Annotated in this window: 18 protein-coding genes and 1 pseudogene; 5 read left to right on the forward strand and 14 right to left on the reverse strand. The window is 45.1% G+C overall.

Translation table 11 applies throughout. From position 1 onward, the window contains the following. Positions 1-463: 463 nt before the first annotated feature. Positions 464-1,639, reverse strand: coding sequence for an RNA-guided endonuclease InsQ/TnpB family protein (locus tag MC7420_RS06610; protein ID WP_006099151.1), 1,176 nt, complete (start codon positions 1,637-1,639; stop codon positions 464-466). A 477-nt stretch (positions 1,640-2,116) separates the two neighbouring features. On the opposite strand from MC7420_RS06610, the gene MC7420_RS06615 reads away from it, so the two are divergent. After that, a complete protein-coding gene (locus MC7420_RS06615; RefSeq protein WP_006099299.1) occupies positions 2,117-3,004 on the forward strand; it encodes a hypothetical protein in 888 nt (295 codons plus the stop codon). Positions 3,005-3,619: 615 nt separating this feature from the next. Here MC7420_RS06615 and clpP read toward each other — a convergent pair. From clpP to uvrA, 10 genes are all read right to left on the reverse strand, one after another. Continuing rightward, a complete protein-coding gene (gene clpP / locus MC7420_RS06625; protein ID WP_006099196.1) occupies positions 3,620-4,228 on the reverse strand; it encodes an ATP-dependent Clp endopeptidase proteolytic subunit ClpP in 609 nt (202 codons plus the stop codon). 234 nt (positions 4,229-4,462) lie between these two features. Then, positions 4,463-5,056, reverse strand: coding sequence for a hypothetical protein (locus MC7420_RS06630; RefSeq protein ID WP_006099375.1), 594 nt, complete (start codon positions 5,054-5,056; stop codon positions 4,463-4,465). A gap of 58 nt (positions 5,057-5,114) precedes the next feature. Next, complete coding sequence (locus MC7420_RS41185; protein WP_006099538.1) at positions 5,115-5,309, reverse strand: hypothetical protein; 195 nt, start codon at positions 5,307-5,309, stop codon at positions 5,115-5,117. 2 nt (positions 5,310-5,311) lie between these two features. Beyond that, positions 5,312-5,983, reverse strand: coding sequence for a transposase (locus MC7420_RS06640; protein WP_006099589.1), 672 nt, complete (start codon positions 5,981-5,983; stop codon positions 5,312-5,314). Positions 5,984-6,229: 246 nt separating this feature from the next. Then, positions 6,230-7,423 (reverse strand): hypothetical protein, encoded by a 1,194-nt coding sequence (locus MC7420_RS06645; RefSeq protein WP_044205505.1) that lies wholly within the window; start codon positions 7,421-7,423, stop codon positions 6,230-6,232. Next, complete coding sequence (locus tag MC7420_RS06650) at positions 7,424-7,843, reverse strand: hypothetical protein (protein WP_006099439.1); 420 nt, start codon at positions 7,841-7,843, stop codon at positions 7,424-7,426. A gap of 48 nt (positions 7,844-7,891) precedes the next feature. After that, positions 7,892-8,089: a hypothetical protein gene (locus tag MC7420_RS06655; protein ID WP_006099413.1), complete on the reverse strand. Its 198-nt coding sequence runs from the start codon at positions 8,087-8,089 to the stop codon at positions 7,892-7,894. A gap of 23 nt (positions 8,090-8,112) precedes the next feature. Continuing rightward, a complete protein-coding gene (locus MC7420_RS06660; protein WP_044205507.1) occupies positions 8,113-8,337 on the reverse strand; it encodes a type II toxin-antitoxin system MqsA family antitoxin in 225 nt (74 codons plus the stop codon). A gap of 6 nt (positions 8,338-8,343) precedes the next feature. Further along, complete coding sequence (locus MC7420_RS06665; RefSeq protein WP_006099519.1) at positions 8,344-8,625, reverse strand: DUF4258 domain-containing protein; 282 nt, start codon at positions 8,623-8,625, stop codon at positions 8,344-8,346. A gap of 69 nt (positions 8,626-8,694) precedes the next feature. Further along, on the reverse strand, positions 8,695-11,658 hold the full coding sequence (gene uvrA / locus MC7420_RS06670) for an excinuclease ABC subunit UvrA (protein WP_006099344.1): 2,964 nt from the start codon (positions 11,656-11,658) through the stop codon (positions 8,695-8,697). A 350-nt stretch (positions 11,659-12,008) separates the two neighbouring features. Here uvrA and MC7420_RS06675 point away from each other — a divergent pair, with 350 nt between their 5' ends. From MC7420_RS06675 to MC7420_RS43755, 4 genes and pseudogenes are all read left to right on the forward strand, one after another. Then, positions 12,009-12,305 (forward strand): type II toxin-antitoxin system RelE family toxin, encoded by a 297-nt coding sequence (locus MC7420_RS06675; protein WP_006099298.1) that lies wholly within the window; start codon positions 12,009-12,011, stop codon positions 12,303-12,305. Next, positions 12,302-12,547: a hypothetical protein gene (locus MC7420_RS06680; protein ID WP_044205515.1), complete on the forward strand. Its 246-nt coding sequence runs from the start codon at positions 12,302-12,304 to the stop codon at positions 12,545-12,547. Before MC7420_RS06675 ends, MC7420_RS06680 begins: the two co-directional genes overlap by 4 nt. Positions 12,548-12,732: 185 nt before the next feature. Continuing rightward, entirely contained in the window at positions 12,733-12,963 is a 231-nt protein-coding gene (locus MC7420_RS06685; protein WP_044205516.1) for a DUF433 domain-containing protein, read from the forward strand. After that, positions 12,960-13,097, forward strand: a pseudogene (locus MC7420_RS43755) (DUF5615 family PIN-like protein); the annotation flags it as partial. The gene MC7420_RS06685 and the pseudogene MC7420_RS43755, both read left to right, overlap by 4 nt. Here the strand turns inward: MC7420_RS43755 and MC7420_RS42330 are convergent. The 3 genes from MC7420_RS42330 to MC7420_RS06700 all read right to left on the reverse strand — a co-directional run bounded on the left by MC7420_RS42330 (position 13,040) and on the right by MC7420_RS06700 (position 14,162). Next, positions 13,040-13,330: a hypothetical protein gene (locus MC7420_RS42330; RefSeq protein ID WP_006099228.1), complete on the reverse strand. Its 291-nt coding sequence runs from the start codon at positions 13,328-13,330 to the stop codon at positions 13,040-13,042. The pseudogene MC7420_RS43755 and the gene MC7420_RS42330 overlap by 58 nt on opposite strands. 149 nt (positions 13,331-13,479) lie before the next feature. Further along, positions 13,480-13,752 (reverse strand): type II toxin-antitoxin system Phd/YefM family antitoxin, encoded by a 273-nt coding sequence (locus MC7420_RS06695; protein ID WP_006099462.1) that lies wholly within the window; start codon positions 13,750-13,752, stop codon positions 13,480-13,482. Then, positions 13,749-14,162 carry a type II toxin-antitoxin system RelE family toxin gene (locus tag MC7420_RS06700; protein ID WP_052307434.1) on the reverse strand — a complete coding sequence of 138 codons (414 nt, stop codon included), beginning with the start codon at positions 14,160-14,162 and terminating at the stop codon, positions 13,749-13,751. Before MC7420_RS06700 ends, MC7420_RS06695 begins: the two co-directional genes overlap by 4 nt. Positions 14,163-14,203 lie beyond the last annotated feature (41 nt).

Consider the following 14,203-nt stretch of genomic DNA (forward strand, 5'->3'; position numbering starts at 1 on the left):
TCTTTGATCCGGCGTTTACTTGAATTTGCCTAGTGGCAATACGCTCACGTGAAGGGCGCTCCCATTTAACTGGGGTAACGTTTGCCTTGCCAATGTTATGCCTCGGTACTTTCTCCAGCACACTGGCTTAACCCTGTACACCTGTTTAATGCTGAAGTTCTAGCAGCTTAGGGCTGGCACACACCCCAAGGTAGGAACTTTAACTCTTGGGCATAACGTAGACCATGTAGGTCTTAGGCTCGTCAGGTATGGGCTTTTTCAAGCCCACGGCTGTAAGCCGAGAGGTTCCTGACAGAATGGGATCTGTCAGAATCAAACCGTCTTTTGCTGACGCGATCGCGATCAAGCGGATAGTGTTTGAGCTATCCAGTTTCAGGTTGACGGACACCTATTAACCCACGACCTGTTACGGATAATTGCCGATCTTCGCTCGCTTAATCGCGTTGCGGCAAGGATGCGTAAACTACCCAACACCAACCCTTCCGGGTATAGTGTGGGCTTTTAGTAGCCCTGGTTCTATTGCACAGGACAATAGTTCCGAGCCTCCAGGCTGGTTTACTGCACAGCCCCATAACTCAATCATTTTTGCTCCATTAAAGTCCGCATCCCCTAGCCATCCACACACCAAGTTTGTGCATTTAAACTGCTTGTTAGTTCTCTGTCCAATATGCAAGCAACAATGACAGGTCTGGCTGGTATAGGCTGGCGGTATGGCGATCATCTCAATCCCTTCTTTTATTCCTTTGTACTCTAGGAATATCCTTAACTGATAGAATGCCCAGGAATTTGACCGTCTTCTTTCGCTCTTTGTCCTGGGTTTTTCATTTGTTCGTTCCCGGATTCCGGTTAAGTCTTCAATCGCCACCGCCGACTTTAATGCCTTTGCTTCTTCTATGATTGATTTACTGATATTGTGGTTTATCCATTTCTGAAATCTTCTCTCGCGCCCCGATAACCGTTTCAAGACAGTCCGGCATCTTCGCCTTGTTGTCCTTGTGCCTTGGGTTGCTTTCTTTTGTAGAGAAGCTCTCACTCTAGTGTATTTATATCGGGTCTTGTTTAGTTGCTTTCCCTCCCATCCTTTATCTGTACTGGTTTTCGCTATCTCCCTGCGTCCCAAGTCTACCCCAATCACAATGTTTGATTTAATCGGTTTGGGCGGCTCACTTTTGAGTTGTATATGCACATACCAATACCCGTCCCGATGCAGGCAAACTTGGGCGCTGGTTGGTTTTTTTCCTGTCAATTTGTTCCGATGGTAGTTACTGGCACGAAGCAGACACCTTACCCGCTTCCCAATCGTGCTTAGGCTTACTGTCCAGTCTTTCTCGAAAAACTGAAATGTTCTGGCATCACAGTCAAAACTTGTCGGCTTAAAAGCGTTCACTTTTTTGCCTTTGTGTTTGGCTGTTAAGCGATTGGCGGCTACCCGGGCACAAGCTCTCACTACATGGTTTGATGTCAGCCCCCATTGGGCTTTGATGTCGTGGTAACAAACTGCCTGGATTGAATTTCGATTCGTTAGCTTTGGGTTAACTGTGGCATTTATCGCGTTACAAGCGGCAGCAAAACTTCCCGCCGTTTCCATGAGCAGCCCTTGTTGCTCTTCGGTGGGTTGAAGTCTTACAACTATTGTCAATACTTGCTTCACGTTTATCCAAAACTCACGAAAATGAGTATAATTCAAACTTTAACAGACTGGCAATTCCTCCCCGCGTTGAATCACAGATTACAATGGGGGCTTCCTTGCCGGAGTAGGTGAGTTACAGTCAACTGGGACAGTATGTCATTATTGTAGATTCTCGTGCCCCTACCTTGGAAGTCAACTGTCAAAAGTTATGCATTTGTGGCGTTAAATGTCTGTTGTGATGCCGAAGTGCAACAGGCGCAAAGAATTGGTAAATTTGTACTAAATCCCCGTTAATTAAAGGGTGGCTTACGCTTCCCATTCTTGTCCTAGCGAGTTTCCCAAGCCACAGGACTGTCCTTAAGGGTAAATGTAACATTATGTTACATGTTTGTCCAGACAGGCTCTCACCGTACTAATACTACTGTCGCTGTCTATGCGAACTGTCCGAAATGTACCCTGTCCATGTACTGCGTTGAGTCAAGTTTTATGAATCCTACATTGAATAAATTCCGAGTTTCTTATCCTCAAGGGAGCCTGATCAGTGATCTGTTAGCCATCGATCACGGTCAGTATATTGTGCGCGTCAGTGTGGAAATTGATGGCGTAACCCGATCAACCGGTCTAGCGGCGGCTCAAACGGTGGAACTAGCAGAAGACCAAGCCAGACAACGAGCGATAACTGTTTTAGCGGTTGATCGGGAGAGTTCTACGGACACCGAAATATCTCCACCTCATCGCCACACCCAAACGTCAGTGGCGGCTGCTGAGGTTCCCTCATCCCCTGAGTCGATTCCTAACTCTGCTCCCGCTTTTGCGGCAAAAAGGATGGTATCAACACCTGAGGTTGAAGATACTCCAAGTCCTACTCCAATCGATACCCACCCGATATCGGCAAAACCCAGTCCACCCCCTGAACCGACGGAACCCCTCCCAGAGACGGTTGAACCATCTTCCCCCTCTAAGACAAAACCCAGTCCACCCCCTGAACCGACAGTAACGCTTCCTGAGACAGTTGAACCGCCTTCCTTAACGGAGGACATATCAGGATCAGAGACACCTCTGTTTAAGGAAGAGACACCAAGCCCAGTGGGAGTCACGCAATCGTCGTTAGAGCCAGAATCAACACCACCCCCACCCCCTGCACAAAAGGAAGCTGAACCCGATATCCAGACTCAATCTAAATCTGAAACACCCATTGACTTTTCCGAAATTATTGCCCGAACCAATGTGGAACTCAAACGGCTAGGGTGGACGAATCAACAGGGACGAGATTACCTCGTCGAAACTTATGGTAAGCGATCGCGTCAGTTGTTAACCGATGAAGAGTTACTCGATTTCTTGCATCATCTGGAATTAGAACCCACACCCGACTAATCAGATTTGAGGAAAGTAGGGGCGGGTTTAGTCACTTTCGTCTTGCTGTTGATGATAACGTTTGTGTAAAACCCGCCCAAACCGATGTGTAGGGACGGGTTTCACTCCATCCGTGTCAACTTAAGCTCAACCCCTCACCCCCAGCTGACAGGTGTAGGTTTTTTATTTAAGGGTGGAGACAAGACAAGGGGGACAAGGAAGGAAAGAAGACAAGGGGGAAAAACCGTACAGAATTGTGTTCGGTCAAACTAACTGTAAAAAGCTGAAACGTCATATTTTTCGTTAAAACTCTTCCTGGTCTACCTGTCTACCTTGTCTTACCTAAACCTCAATCTTAAAAAACCTACCCTTGTGAGCTCACCCCCAGCCCCTCTCCCACGCCAGCCCTCACCCCCAGCCCCTCTCCCACGCCAGCCCTCACCCCCAGCCCCTCTCCCACGCCAGCCCTCACCCCCAGCCCCTCTCCCACGCCAGCCCTCACCCCCAGCCCCTCTCCCAAGCTTGGGAGAGGGGAGCAAGAGGGGAGTAAGAGAATCTGATCTGAAAACCTTACCAGTATTGGTTTTCGACCTTAAGTTGACACCAATGGTTTCACTCTTGCCAATATTAAATTGGCTAGCCCACCGTCGCGGGAGTCCGGGCGGCGGAAGGACGCCGATTAATCACTTGATCAATTAAGCGGTAGTCCTTGGCTTCCTCGGCTGACATAAAGAAGTCCCGTTCTGTATCTTCGGCAATTCGATCTAGGGGTTGATCGGTATGTTCAGCCAGAAGCTGATTCAGCCGTTGTTTGTGATACAGAATTTCTTTTGCCTGAATTTCAATATCACTCGCTTGTCCTTGAGCGCCGCCTAAGGGCTGGTGAATCATAATTCTGGAATGGGGTAAGCTCATCCGTTTACCCTTCGCTCCAGCACTTAGCAGAAACGCACCCATACTAGCAGCCAAACCCACACAGATGGTGCAGACATCGGGACGGATTTGATTCATGGTATCGTAAATCCCCATTCCTGCGGTTACAGAACCGCCTGGGGAGTTGATATAGAGATAAATGTCTTTTTCGGGGTCATCGGCTTCCAGGAACAAGAGTTGAGCCACGATTAGGTTAGCCAAATCTGAATCAACCTGTTGTCCCAGAAAAACGATCCGTTCCCGCAGTAGACGAGAGTAGATGTCAAAGGCGCGTTCACCGCGACCCGATTGTTCGATAACTGTAGGAATCATGCCAATTACGGTAATCTTATGCTCATATTCTTTTAGATTGTAGCGATTGACGCCGGATGAGGGGTGGAGAGGTTGGGGGAAATAGGGAGATGAGGGAGATAGGGGAGAAATTGTAGAGACGTTCCGGCGGAACGTCTGTTGTAGGGGCGGGTTTTACCATTAACATTAGGTTTTCACCCTGATATCACTAAACCCGCCCCGATTAAAGTGCAAGTCATCTTCAACAAATGACCCTTAAAAAACAATGTCTTGTCCTTTATCTGTAAAGCGAACATTTTTAATATTGAGTCGGGGGTTTTCTAACAAAGTTTTGCGGATACCACCAAATAATGCCAATTGTTCACACATTGAAAGGGATACAAATTGACGCTGGGAATCTGGAGATAAGCGCAAATCGATGGTAGCGATACCGTTATCGAGATTCACGCGATAACCTGCTAAATCCAAATCCCCCGAACTCACTTGGGCGACAACATTTCCCACAGACGCCGTTACCGGAGTTTCTGCTGCAACAGCAACGGGTTTAGGAACAAGGGTTTCACATTGGCTATCAGTGCGGTAAATGTTGAGGGTTATGGTTTCAACCGCATCGGCGGGTTGAGGCGTCGAGGCTGGATTCACCTCCGGGATAACCGAAGAATCCGGTTGGGCGATAAGTGAGGTGGTTAAGTCAGGATTTGCTTGTGGGGGAGAGGATGACTCAGAAGAAGTTTCGACGGGATTGTCAGGAATTCCCTTACTATTTGCAGCTAGCCAACCCCAGCCACCAACACCAGCAATAATCAGTCCTGCGATCGCGGGGATAAAATAGGGGTGAATACGACTCATAGTGGAATACTGATTGCTTCGGGTAGATGTTCGTAACTATAGGATTCGAGGTAACTGGCTACTCATCCGGAGCAAAATTGGTCAACAGCGAAAGCGCGATCGCACGTTTACCCAACATAATAAATTCTGTAGGGGCGGGTTTGACCAAAAAAGTAGCGGTTTTCGGGAATAACGTATCTAAACCCGCCCCCTCTCCACCCCAATCGGGCAAAAAATAATCCCACTTAGAGGTATGTAATATACGCGATCGCACATCTACCCGACAATAACCTGAGTGTGAGATTTACCCTGAAATTCAAATACCAGAGGACGAGATTCATCCCAACTCTGGAGATTCTCAGGATGCAAATCATCGTTTTGCCAATCCCAGGGATTTTTCAGGATATAGTCACGAATAGCAGTTAATGATTCTTCGTGGCGAATGATATGTTCATAATAACCCCGTTGCCATACAGGGATACTCGATTGGGAACGAAGTTGATTAATGCGACGAGATGAAAAAGTTTTAAACCCGCGAACAATTTCCGGTAATCCGTAAATTTTCGAGGGTTGATGGCTGAATTTTCCCGACATGGTAGATTCTGTAGGGGCGGTTTTTACCAACAACGTAACAGTTTTCGGGAATAACCTATCTAAACCCGCCCCCTCCCAACCGCTATCGTGTAAAAAAATAATCCCATGGACATGATTGGGCATAATGATGAAAGCATCTAATTGCACGCCGTCGTAACGTTTGGGTAAGATATTCCAATTGAAGTTGACGGCTTCGCCATAGCGACTCAGGTGCATTTCCCCATTAATTACCTCACCCAATAAACATTGGCGCTGCCATGTACATACGGTGATAAAATAAGCACCTGTTTGGGTATAATCATATCCCTTTAACCGAATCGAACGGCGATGGTGTTTCTGAGGATTGTATTTCATTGTCCATCTAGGGGGTGGTTTGACCGAGATTTAGGATATCCTATCAATATAATAAATCTGTCACATCTAGGATAGGATCGGGGCGGGTTTATAGAATTAAATGGTGAGTGACATAAGTTTGTAGTTAAACCAGCCCCTACAATGCGCGATCGCACCTTCTCCAGGATATCTGGATCTGCCCGAAGGCGATAAATGCTGTAGGGGCGGGTTTTACAGCCAACGTAACGGTTTTTGGGAATAACGTATTTAAACCCGCCCCCTCTCCACCCCAATCGGGCAAAAAAATAATCCTACCCAGATGACAGGAAAAGACGCGATCGCACTTTCCCAGGGTGGATTTAATTCACATTTAGGATATCCTACTAATACAATAAACCTGTCGCATCTGGGATGGGAGCGGGGCGGGTTTATATAGGTAAATGGTGAGTGACATAAGTTTGTGGTAAAACCCGCCCCTACAAAAGATGCCAAAAAAAAATGCGCGATCGCACAAACTGAACACCGTAGGCGCAAGCTATCGTTTTTGTGGTAAGTATTCCAAATCTTTCCAGAGAATAGTTTATATCCTTCCTCTCGCCACCCATAATAACCATAGTTCGATTGACGACGTTTAATTTTATTCTCCTCAAGCCAAGCGACATCCGTTGGTTCCAAGCGTTCTGCTTTTTCAAGTTTTTGCAGAATCGCGTATAAGGGGCTAGAGGGAGATTTATCTTGATAGTCAGAGACATTATACTTAGACTTGAGAGTGGCAAAGTGTTTAGCTTGCGCGATCGCTATTATATTCTCCCGTCCATTATTTTTTAGCCAGTCTACATCTGACTCCTCCAGTTGCTCTCCTCTTTCAATCTTGGACTTTAGCGTCGCTGCGTATTTGTCTTGAGCAATAGTAATTGTATCCGTCAATTTACGCTTTTTTAGAAAGTTAATATCTGGTTCGCCTAGCGGATGTTCTAATTCAAGTTTTTTTAGGACTTTGTACAAGTGACTAGAGGGTGATGAATCTTCGTATTGGCTAGCTTTATACTTTGCCTTCAGCTCAACAAAGTGTTGCTTCTGTTCTAACTGCTGAACAATATTAAGCGTTTCGGTTAGTTTATGCTCCTCCAGCCAGTCTATTTCTGACTTACTTAACTGCTGATATGCTTCAAGATTTTGTAGAAGGGGATACAGCGGACTGGATAAAGACGAATCTGGGTGTTTAATCGCTTGGTACTTATCCTTGAGTTGGTCAATTTCAGCTTCCTTAGCGGCTTCTTGTTGCTGAAAAATTGTCAAAGTTTCAAATAGCTCTTGTTCGTTCAGCCAGGTAATATCTGAATTACGTAACTGTTCTTGGTAATCTAGTTGTTTTAAGATCCGATACAGCCGACTAACAGGTGATGAATCTTGATGTTTAGCCGCTTGGTACTTTGCTTTCAATGTGGCAAAGTGTTTCATTTATTGAGCAAATTCAATTGTCTCAGTATACCCATAACTTTTCAGCCATTGAATTTCTGAATTAGTTAACTTATTTTCGGACTCTAGTCGGCTAAGTATAAAGTAAAGCGGCGTGGATTGCCAGGAGTCAGGTAACTCTAATGCTTTATACTTCGATGTTAACTTGTAAAATTCACGTTCTAGTTTTCTAAGTTCTTTTTCTCTCTGTGTGTGTTCCTTCCGAATAGCTTCAAGTGTTTCCGAAAGTTTATGTTCTATGAGCCAATTTCGCTCTCTCTCAATGATCTCAATTCCCAAGTCAGCTTTTCGTAGGATGAGATACAACAGACTCGCGGGGGATGAGTTTTCATAGTCGGTGGCTTTGTACTTAGACTTAAGGGCTGCAAAGTGTTCTACCCGTGTTTGATGCTCGTTGTTCATATTAAATTATTTCTGCATTCAGTCAACAGTAGTGATGTACGGAGATAATTACAGTTTATTTTCCTTTGCTAAAATTTCCTCTGGAGGTATCCAGACAACTTTCCCATCACGCCAAATAGCCACTGGATTACCCGCTTGTTTGTGTTTTAGCAAAGCATCTTGCACAGCTTTAGCCAATGCTTGGTTAATTTTTTCTATTTCAGTAAAAAATACTGAATTTTTATCCTTTACAAATTGATCTATCATGATATTCCTTGATTAGATTGATTCTACGCCGTGTAACGCAGTATTTCTACCTCAGCACCATTGTTAATAGCTATTTCGGCACGTTGTAATACTTGCTCAGTAACCGTATCACTCAAATAATATTCCCCGCAATTATCACAAACATCTGCTGGTACACCTTTGAGAATTACAATACATTCATTTCGCTGTAACGTGACCGTCACGATACCAGGCTGGGTTTCACCATGCTTACAAATGACACATATCATCAGTATTTACCTCCTTGTCCTAAAATCATCTTGCCAAATTCTGGGGTCAGGGATATAAGCGGTTACAACGTATCCTGTATCTGTCGATTCATCGTAAGAAAATACGACATGTAGGGGTTGACCTCCAACAATGTAAAGTAAAAGGTAACTGGGGAAAGGTGTGTCATCTGGTCTTTGATCAATGACTTCACCATAAGCGACAACGGCTTGCACTTCATTCTTGCTAATCCGTCGGAGAAACATCTGCTGAATTGCATGGCTAGAGAATACAAGATTTTGACAATCCACAATTTTTTTGTACCTTTTGCCTTATTTGTTTTTTTACAGGTAATTTATCATAACCACTCTAGAATAATTCTAACAACTAGCACTTTCCCCTTTCAACGGATACTGCTTCAACACCTCCTTTAAATACATACCCGTATATGATTTTTCATTCTCCGCCACATCCTCTGGCGTCCCCACCGCAATCACTTCTCCGCCTTTATCGCCCCCTTCAGGACCTAAATCAATTACCCAATCGCTAGAACGAATCACATCTAAATTATGCTCAATTACCAACACCGAATTCCCCTTATCCACCAATCGCTGCAACACATTTAATAAATGATGCACATCATAAAACGATAACCCCGTTGTCGGTTCATCAATTAAATACAACGTCTTTCCTGTCGCCCGTCGCGATAACTCCGTCGCCAATTTTACCCGTTGCGCTTCTCCCCCGGATAACGTGGGTGCAGGTTGTCCTAAATGCACATAGCCTAACCCTACATCCACGAGAGTTTGTAAACGATTCACCGCACGCGGGATATTCTTAAATACCTCCAGCGCCTCCTCCACTGTCATATTTAAAACATCAGCAATTGAATATCCCTTATATTTCACCTGCAAGGTTTCTCGGTTATATCTTGCGCCTTTGCAAACCTCACATTGCACATAAACATCGGGGAGAAAATTCATTTCAATCACATTCACGCCCTGTCCGCCACAGGCTTCGCAGCGTCCCCCTTTCACGTTAAATGAAAACCGTCCAGCTTTATAGCCTCTGGCTTTGGCTTCGATGGTTTCAGCAAAGAGTCCGCGAATCACATCAAATACCCCAGTATAGGTGGCGGGATTAGAACGCGGAGTTCTACCAATTGGGGATTGATCAATGACAATCGCTTTATCTACGCCATTCAATCCCTTAACTTTACCTAACTCTTTGGGAAACGGTATCTTTCGACTCAGGTGATGTTGCAACGCTGGATAAAGGAGTTCATTCACTAACGTAGATTTCCCGGAACCGGAAACCCCAGTAATGCAAACCAACTTACCTAAATGAATCTCTACATCAATATGTTTGAGGTTATTTCGGTGGGCATTTTTGAGAGCCAATAAACGCCCATTACCTTCCCGCCGTTCTCCTGGGGTTTCAATTCTCTGGCGTCCGGATAAATAGGCTCCTGTTAACGAGGTTTCACTATTGAGTAATTCCCCTAAATTCCCCTGAACCACAATTTCGCCCCCATGAACTCCCGCTTTGGGACCAATATCAATAATACAATCAGCGGTGCGAATGGTTTCTTCATCATGTTCCACCACAATTAAGGTATTTCCTAAATCCCGTAATTTCTGCAAAGTTGCTAATAACCGTCCATTATCTCGTTGATGTAAGCCAATACTCGGTTCATCTAATACATACAAAACCCCTGTCAATCCTGCACCAATCTGAGTCGCCAGACGAATTCGCTGGGCTTCTCCACCAGAAAGAGTCATCGCTGCCCGATCTAGGGTGAGATAATCTAAGCCGACATCTAAGAGAAATTGCAATCGTGCCTTAATTTCTTTGAGGGCAAGTTCACCTATTTTTGCCTGACGGGATGATAGATTTAATTGGTCAATCCGTTGGCGACTTTCGCCAATGGAAACCTCTATTAAATCGGTAATCCGATACTGTCCTAGCCGTACCGCTAAGGTTTCTGGCTTTAATCGTTTCCCTTTACATACTTCACAGGGTTGATCGACTAAATATTGCTCTAATTTCTGTTTATAAGTATCGGAATTAGTTTCGTCATATTGCTTTTGCAAAATCGGAAGTACCCCCCGATAACGACGGTAATCGTTATATTCTTCGATCCAAATCGGATTATCCGCCCCGTAGAGAATTACCTGTTTCTGTTCCGGGTTCAGTTTCTGCCAGGGTGTTCCCAGTTCAAAGCCATAAGCTTGTCCGATATTGTAAAGCAGGGACAAGTAATAGGAATTATCTCGATCCGACCAAGGCGCGATCGCACAGTATATCGGTTGGCTGGGTTCGGGGACAACGAGTTCGGGGGAAAAGGTGCGTAAATTGCCTAATCCGTGACAGTGAGGACAAGCGCCATAGGGAGAGTTAAAGGAAAAGAGTCTAGGAGATAATTCCTCCATCACCGCGCCATGTTCGGGACAAGCAAAGTTTTCTGAAAAGACGATTTCTTGGGGGATTTGTTGTTCGGAAGACCTTGTATTTTTTTCGTCAGTCGGTATAGACTTTGAGTCGGGTGGGACGGCGGTTGAATCATTTAATACCTGAATTACCGCAATTCCACTGCTAAGCTTAAGACAAGTTGCCAGGGAGTCGGTTAAACGTTCCTGGAGTCCTGGCTTTTTAATTAGGCGGTCAATCACCACTTCAATGGTGTGGGTATAATTTTTATCCAACTCAATTGGATCAGAAAGAGTTTGGATCACGCCATCGACGCGGACGCGAACAAATCCTTCGGCGGCTAAACTGGAGAGTAGCTTCTTGTGTGTGCCTTTTTTGCCTCGAACAACAGGGGCGAGGATATGGAACTTGGTGCGATCGGGAAGTTCCATGACGCGATCGCACATTTGGTCAATGGTTTGGGGGGCGATGTTGCGATCGCAGATTGGACAGTGGGGTTCTCCGGCGCGACCAAATAATAGGCGCAGGTAGTCGTAAATCTCGGTAACTGTACCCACAGTGGAACGGGGATTATTGGATGTGGATTTTTGGTCAATGGAGATGGCGGGGCTTAAGCCTTCAATGGCGTCTACGTCGGGTTTATCCAGTTGTCCCAGGAATTGACGGGCGTAAGCGCTGAGGGATTCGACGTAGCGGCGTTGTCCTTCAGCGAAGATGGTATCAAAGGCGAGGGAGGATTTACCGGAACCAGAGACGCCTGTGAATACGATTAAGCGATCGCGCGGGAGATCGAGGTTAATGTTTTTTAGGTTATGTTGTCTGGCACCCCGGATGCGGATGGTGTTTTGGCTGGGGGGTTGGTTTCCATTCAGGGATGGGGTTGGGTTGGAGGCGATCGGGGTTGGATCAGACATGAGGGCAATGGCGGGTAATTGTCCTTGATGATCTTAGCGTTGCCTCTGCCATTGGTTGTGAGGGGGCGTTGTTTTTGCTGTTTACGGTACGCCTCTGTAGGGGCGGGTTTTACGATTATCTTTTCGGTTGCACCCAGATGTGACTAAACCCGCCCGGACTTTCGCAGGTTTCTAGATTTCGGATGAGACGTCGGGTTGTTGTTGGGGTTTTGTTCCTGGGAAGCGATGTGTTTTTTTAACGCAGAGGGGCGCAGAGGTTTACGCAGAGGGACGCAGAGGTTTTTGGGGCGATAGTATAAGATAAGAATTTAGTGGGTGATAGATATGACTCCAGTATCTATAGTAAGTCAATGAAGTTCACGATTGAAATTACTGAAGAGGCAATTGAAGATTTGGAGTATTTTGATAAGGCTACGCGAGTGACTATTCTTGATGCAGTTGAACGTCAACTTGCTGATCAACCTTTGCAAGAAACTCGGAATCGTAAGCCGCTTCGACCGGGTTCCAAGTTCAATTGGGAATTAAGGGTCGCTAACTACCGAGTCTTTTATGATGTAATTCAGGAAACTGTAATAGTCAATGTAGTTGCCGTAGGATACAAAGAGCATAACAAACTTTATATTCGAGGTCAGGAAGTCAAGTTATGAAAACAATTGAACTGGCTCAATCTAATTTAACAGTCGTCGAGTTAATTGAACTGGCGGAACAAGATACTCTTATCCTGATAAAACCCGATGGGACGGAGTTTGTTTTATCCGCTGTAGATGATTTTGCGGCTGAAGTCGAGGCGTTACGTCAAAATCAGGAATTCATGGAATTTTTAGCACGCCGTTCAGGTTCAACTAAACGATTATCGCTGTTAGAAGCCCGTAAACGGCTAGGTATTTGATGACGTATTACGGTAATAGAGTCTAGGTTATATAGCACTATCAAACAGCTAACAAAAGATTATATGGGATATCCAACATCTGATTAGGGGTTGCCAACCCAACTTAGGTTTATTGATTGGGTACTTGATTGGGTACTGTTTTGGGATAAACTGAGATAATCAAGACTACTCAATCTAACTGAGTCATGAGTTATCGAAACATCATCACCATTGAACCGGGCAAGCGCGGCGGGAAGCCTTGTATTAGACGAATGCGGATTACCGTGTATGATGTATTGGGCTGGTTGGCGGCGGGAATGTCCCATACAGAAATCTTAGATGATTTCCCGGAGTTAACAGAGGAAGATATCCGAGCGTGTTTGGCATTTGCGGCTGATCGGGAACGTCGTATTATTGCTGTGGTAGGTGATATTTGAAGCTATTGTTTGACCAAAACCTAAGCCGTAAACTGGTGACTCGGCTTGCAGATATTTTCCCAGATTCTAGTCATGTTCAATTTGAGGGTATGACTGAAGCCGATGATAGTGATATTTGGGAATTTGCCAAGGTTCCCTTAAACCAAATACGCCACCATCTTTCATGAGCGTCAGGTTGCCAATGATAGGAGGGCTTAGAGCGTTTCGCCAGTTGTTCTCTGTCTGTAACTTCAACCAGTTCATTAAAAGTATACACACCCGATGCACTGCCCTCTATGTCTTCAAGATTAGCAGAACTAACAAACTCGACTTTCTTAACCCACCGTTCAATCGGACTATTAGCTAATTGGTCAGCAACTGAACTCATACCTCGCTAGTCTCCCTAAAAAATTTTACTTGTTTATATTTTAATTAGCGATTATGGGGGCAGTCAAGCAAGATTGATATTTTTTAGATTGTCTGGCATTCCGGATAAGGATGGTGTTTGGGCTGGTGGATGATATATGGCTTATGTAACTAAAAACTATCTTCATTACTCAATCCCAGTCTACGCCGCATTTCTGTGCTAGAAATTCCTCCCTCAGCGCGACGACGTTCCCGTGAACGCTCAATTAATTCAATAAATTGAGGATTGGTACTCAGTGAAATCGTCTCCATATCGACGTTTTCTAATGTAATCAAAGCGGCAATAGGTTGACCGTTGCTAGTAATAATAACGGGTTCCTCAGCTAGCTCAGAGGTATATTCAGCCAGTGTTGCGTTTGCCTGTCCAATTTCCACGATTTTCATAGGTCATAAATCTCCCCAGCGATACGAACTTGATTGCGTTCCTTGATGCCGACAGCATTGATATATACAACGGCGTCAGGCTCCTCTTCTATATCATAATAGACGCGCAAATTACCAATGCGAAGTTCCCAAGGAGCAAGGGGATTAGGGCGCATTAGCTTTCGGTTTTTTGTCTCAACTGTCGGTTGATACATCAGTTGCTCATCGACAGTATCCAAGACAATTGCCTGCTGTCGAGCCGTTAGATATTGTAGATGTGTCTCTGATTCCGGTGAGTATTCGATGCGGTACGCCATACCTCTATCAGCGTAAGTTGGCTTAATATTAGGATACCCAATATCTGATAAAATGATGCCAACCCAACTTGGGGAATTGTGGAGAGTGCGGCGTGCGATCGCCTCAGAATTCATCTTAGCTATTAGCCAAGGATGCTCTGGGAGCAGGCGTGTTT

The organism is Coleofasciculus chthonoplastes PCC 7420 (assembly GCF_000155555.1).
GTDB classification, from domain to species: domain Bacteria; phylum Cyanobacteriota; class Cyanobacteriia; order Cyanobacteriales; family Coleofasciculaceae; genus Coleofasciculus; species Coleofasciculus chthonoplastes_A.

Bases quoted from the DNA above. Each gene is read 5' to 3' on its own strand.
- MC7420_RS06615 (WP_006099299.1), top strand. From the start codon at position 2,117: ATGAATCCTACATTGAATAAATTCCGAGTTTCTTATCCTCAAGGGAGC.
- clpP (WP_006099196.1), bottom strand. From the start codon at position 4,228: ATGATTCCTACAGTTATCGAACAATCGGGTCGCGGTGAACGCGCCTTT.
- MC7420_RS06630 (WP_006099375.1), bottom strand. From the start codon at position 5,056: ATGAGTCGTATTCACCCCTATTTTATCCCCGCGATCGCAGGACTGATT.
- MC7420_RS06640 (WP_006099589.1), bottom strand. From the start codon at position 5,983: ATGAAATACAATCCTCAGAAACACCATCGCCGTTCGATTCGGTTAAAG.
- MC7420_RS06645 (WP_044205505.1), bottom strand. From the start codon at position 7,423: ATGAAACACTTTGCCACATTGAAAGCAAAGTACCAAGCGGCTAAACAT.
- MC7420_RS06650 (WP_006099439.1), bottom strand. From the start codon at position 7,843: ATGAACAACGAGCATCAAACACGGGTAGAACACTTTGCAGCCCTTAAG.
- MC7420_RS06655 (WP_006099413.1), bottom strand. From the start codon at position 8,089: ATGATAGATCAATTTGTAAAGGATAAAAATTCAGTATTTTTTACTGAA.
- MC7420_RS06660 (WP_044205507.1), bottom strand. From the start codon at position 8,337: ATGATATGTGTCATTTGTAAGCATGGTGAAACCCAGCCTGGTATCGTG.
- uvrA (WP_006099344.1), bottom strand. From the start codon at position 11,658: ATGTCTGATCCAACCCCGATCGCCTCCAACCCAACCCCATCCCTGAAT.
- MC7420_RS06675 (WP_006099298.1), top strand. From the start codon at position 12,009: ATGAAGTTCACGATTGAAATTACTGAAGAGGCAATTGAAGATTTGGAG.
- MC7420_RS06680 (WP_044205515.1), top strand. From the start codon at position 12,302: ATGAAAACAATTGAACTGGCTCAATCTAATTTAACAGTCGTCGAGTTA.
- MC7420_RS06685 (WP_044205516.1), top strand. From the start codon at position 12,733: ATGAGTTATCGAAACATCATCACCATTGAACCGGGCAAGCGCGGCGGG.
- MC7420_RS42330 (WP_006099228.1), bottom strand. From the start codon at position 13,330: ATGAGTTCAGTTGCTGACCAATTAGCTAATAGTCCGATTGAACGGTGG.
- MC7420_RS06695 (WP_006099462.1), bottom strand. From the start codon at position 13,752: ATGAAAATCGTGGAAATTGGACAGGCAAACGCAACACTGGCTGAATAT.
- MC7420_RS06700 (WP_052307434.1), bottom strand. From the start codon at position 14,162: ATGAATTCTGAGGCGATCGCACGCCGCACTCTCCACAATTCCCCAAGT.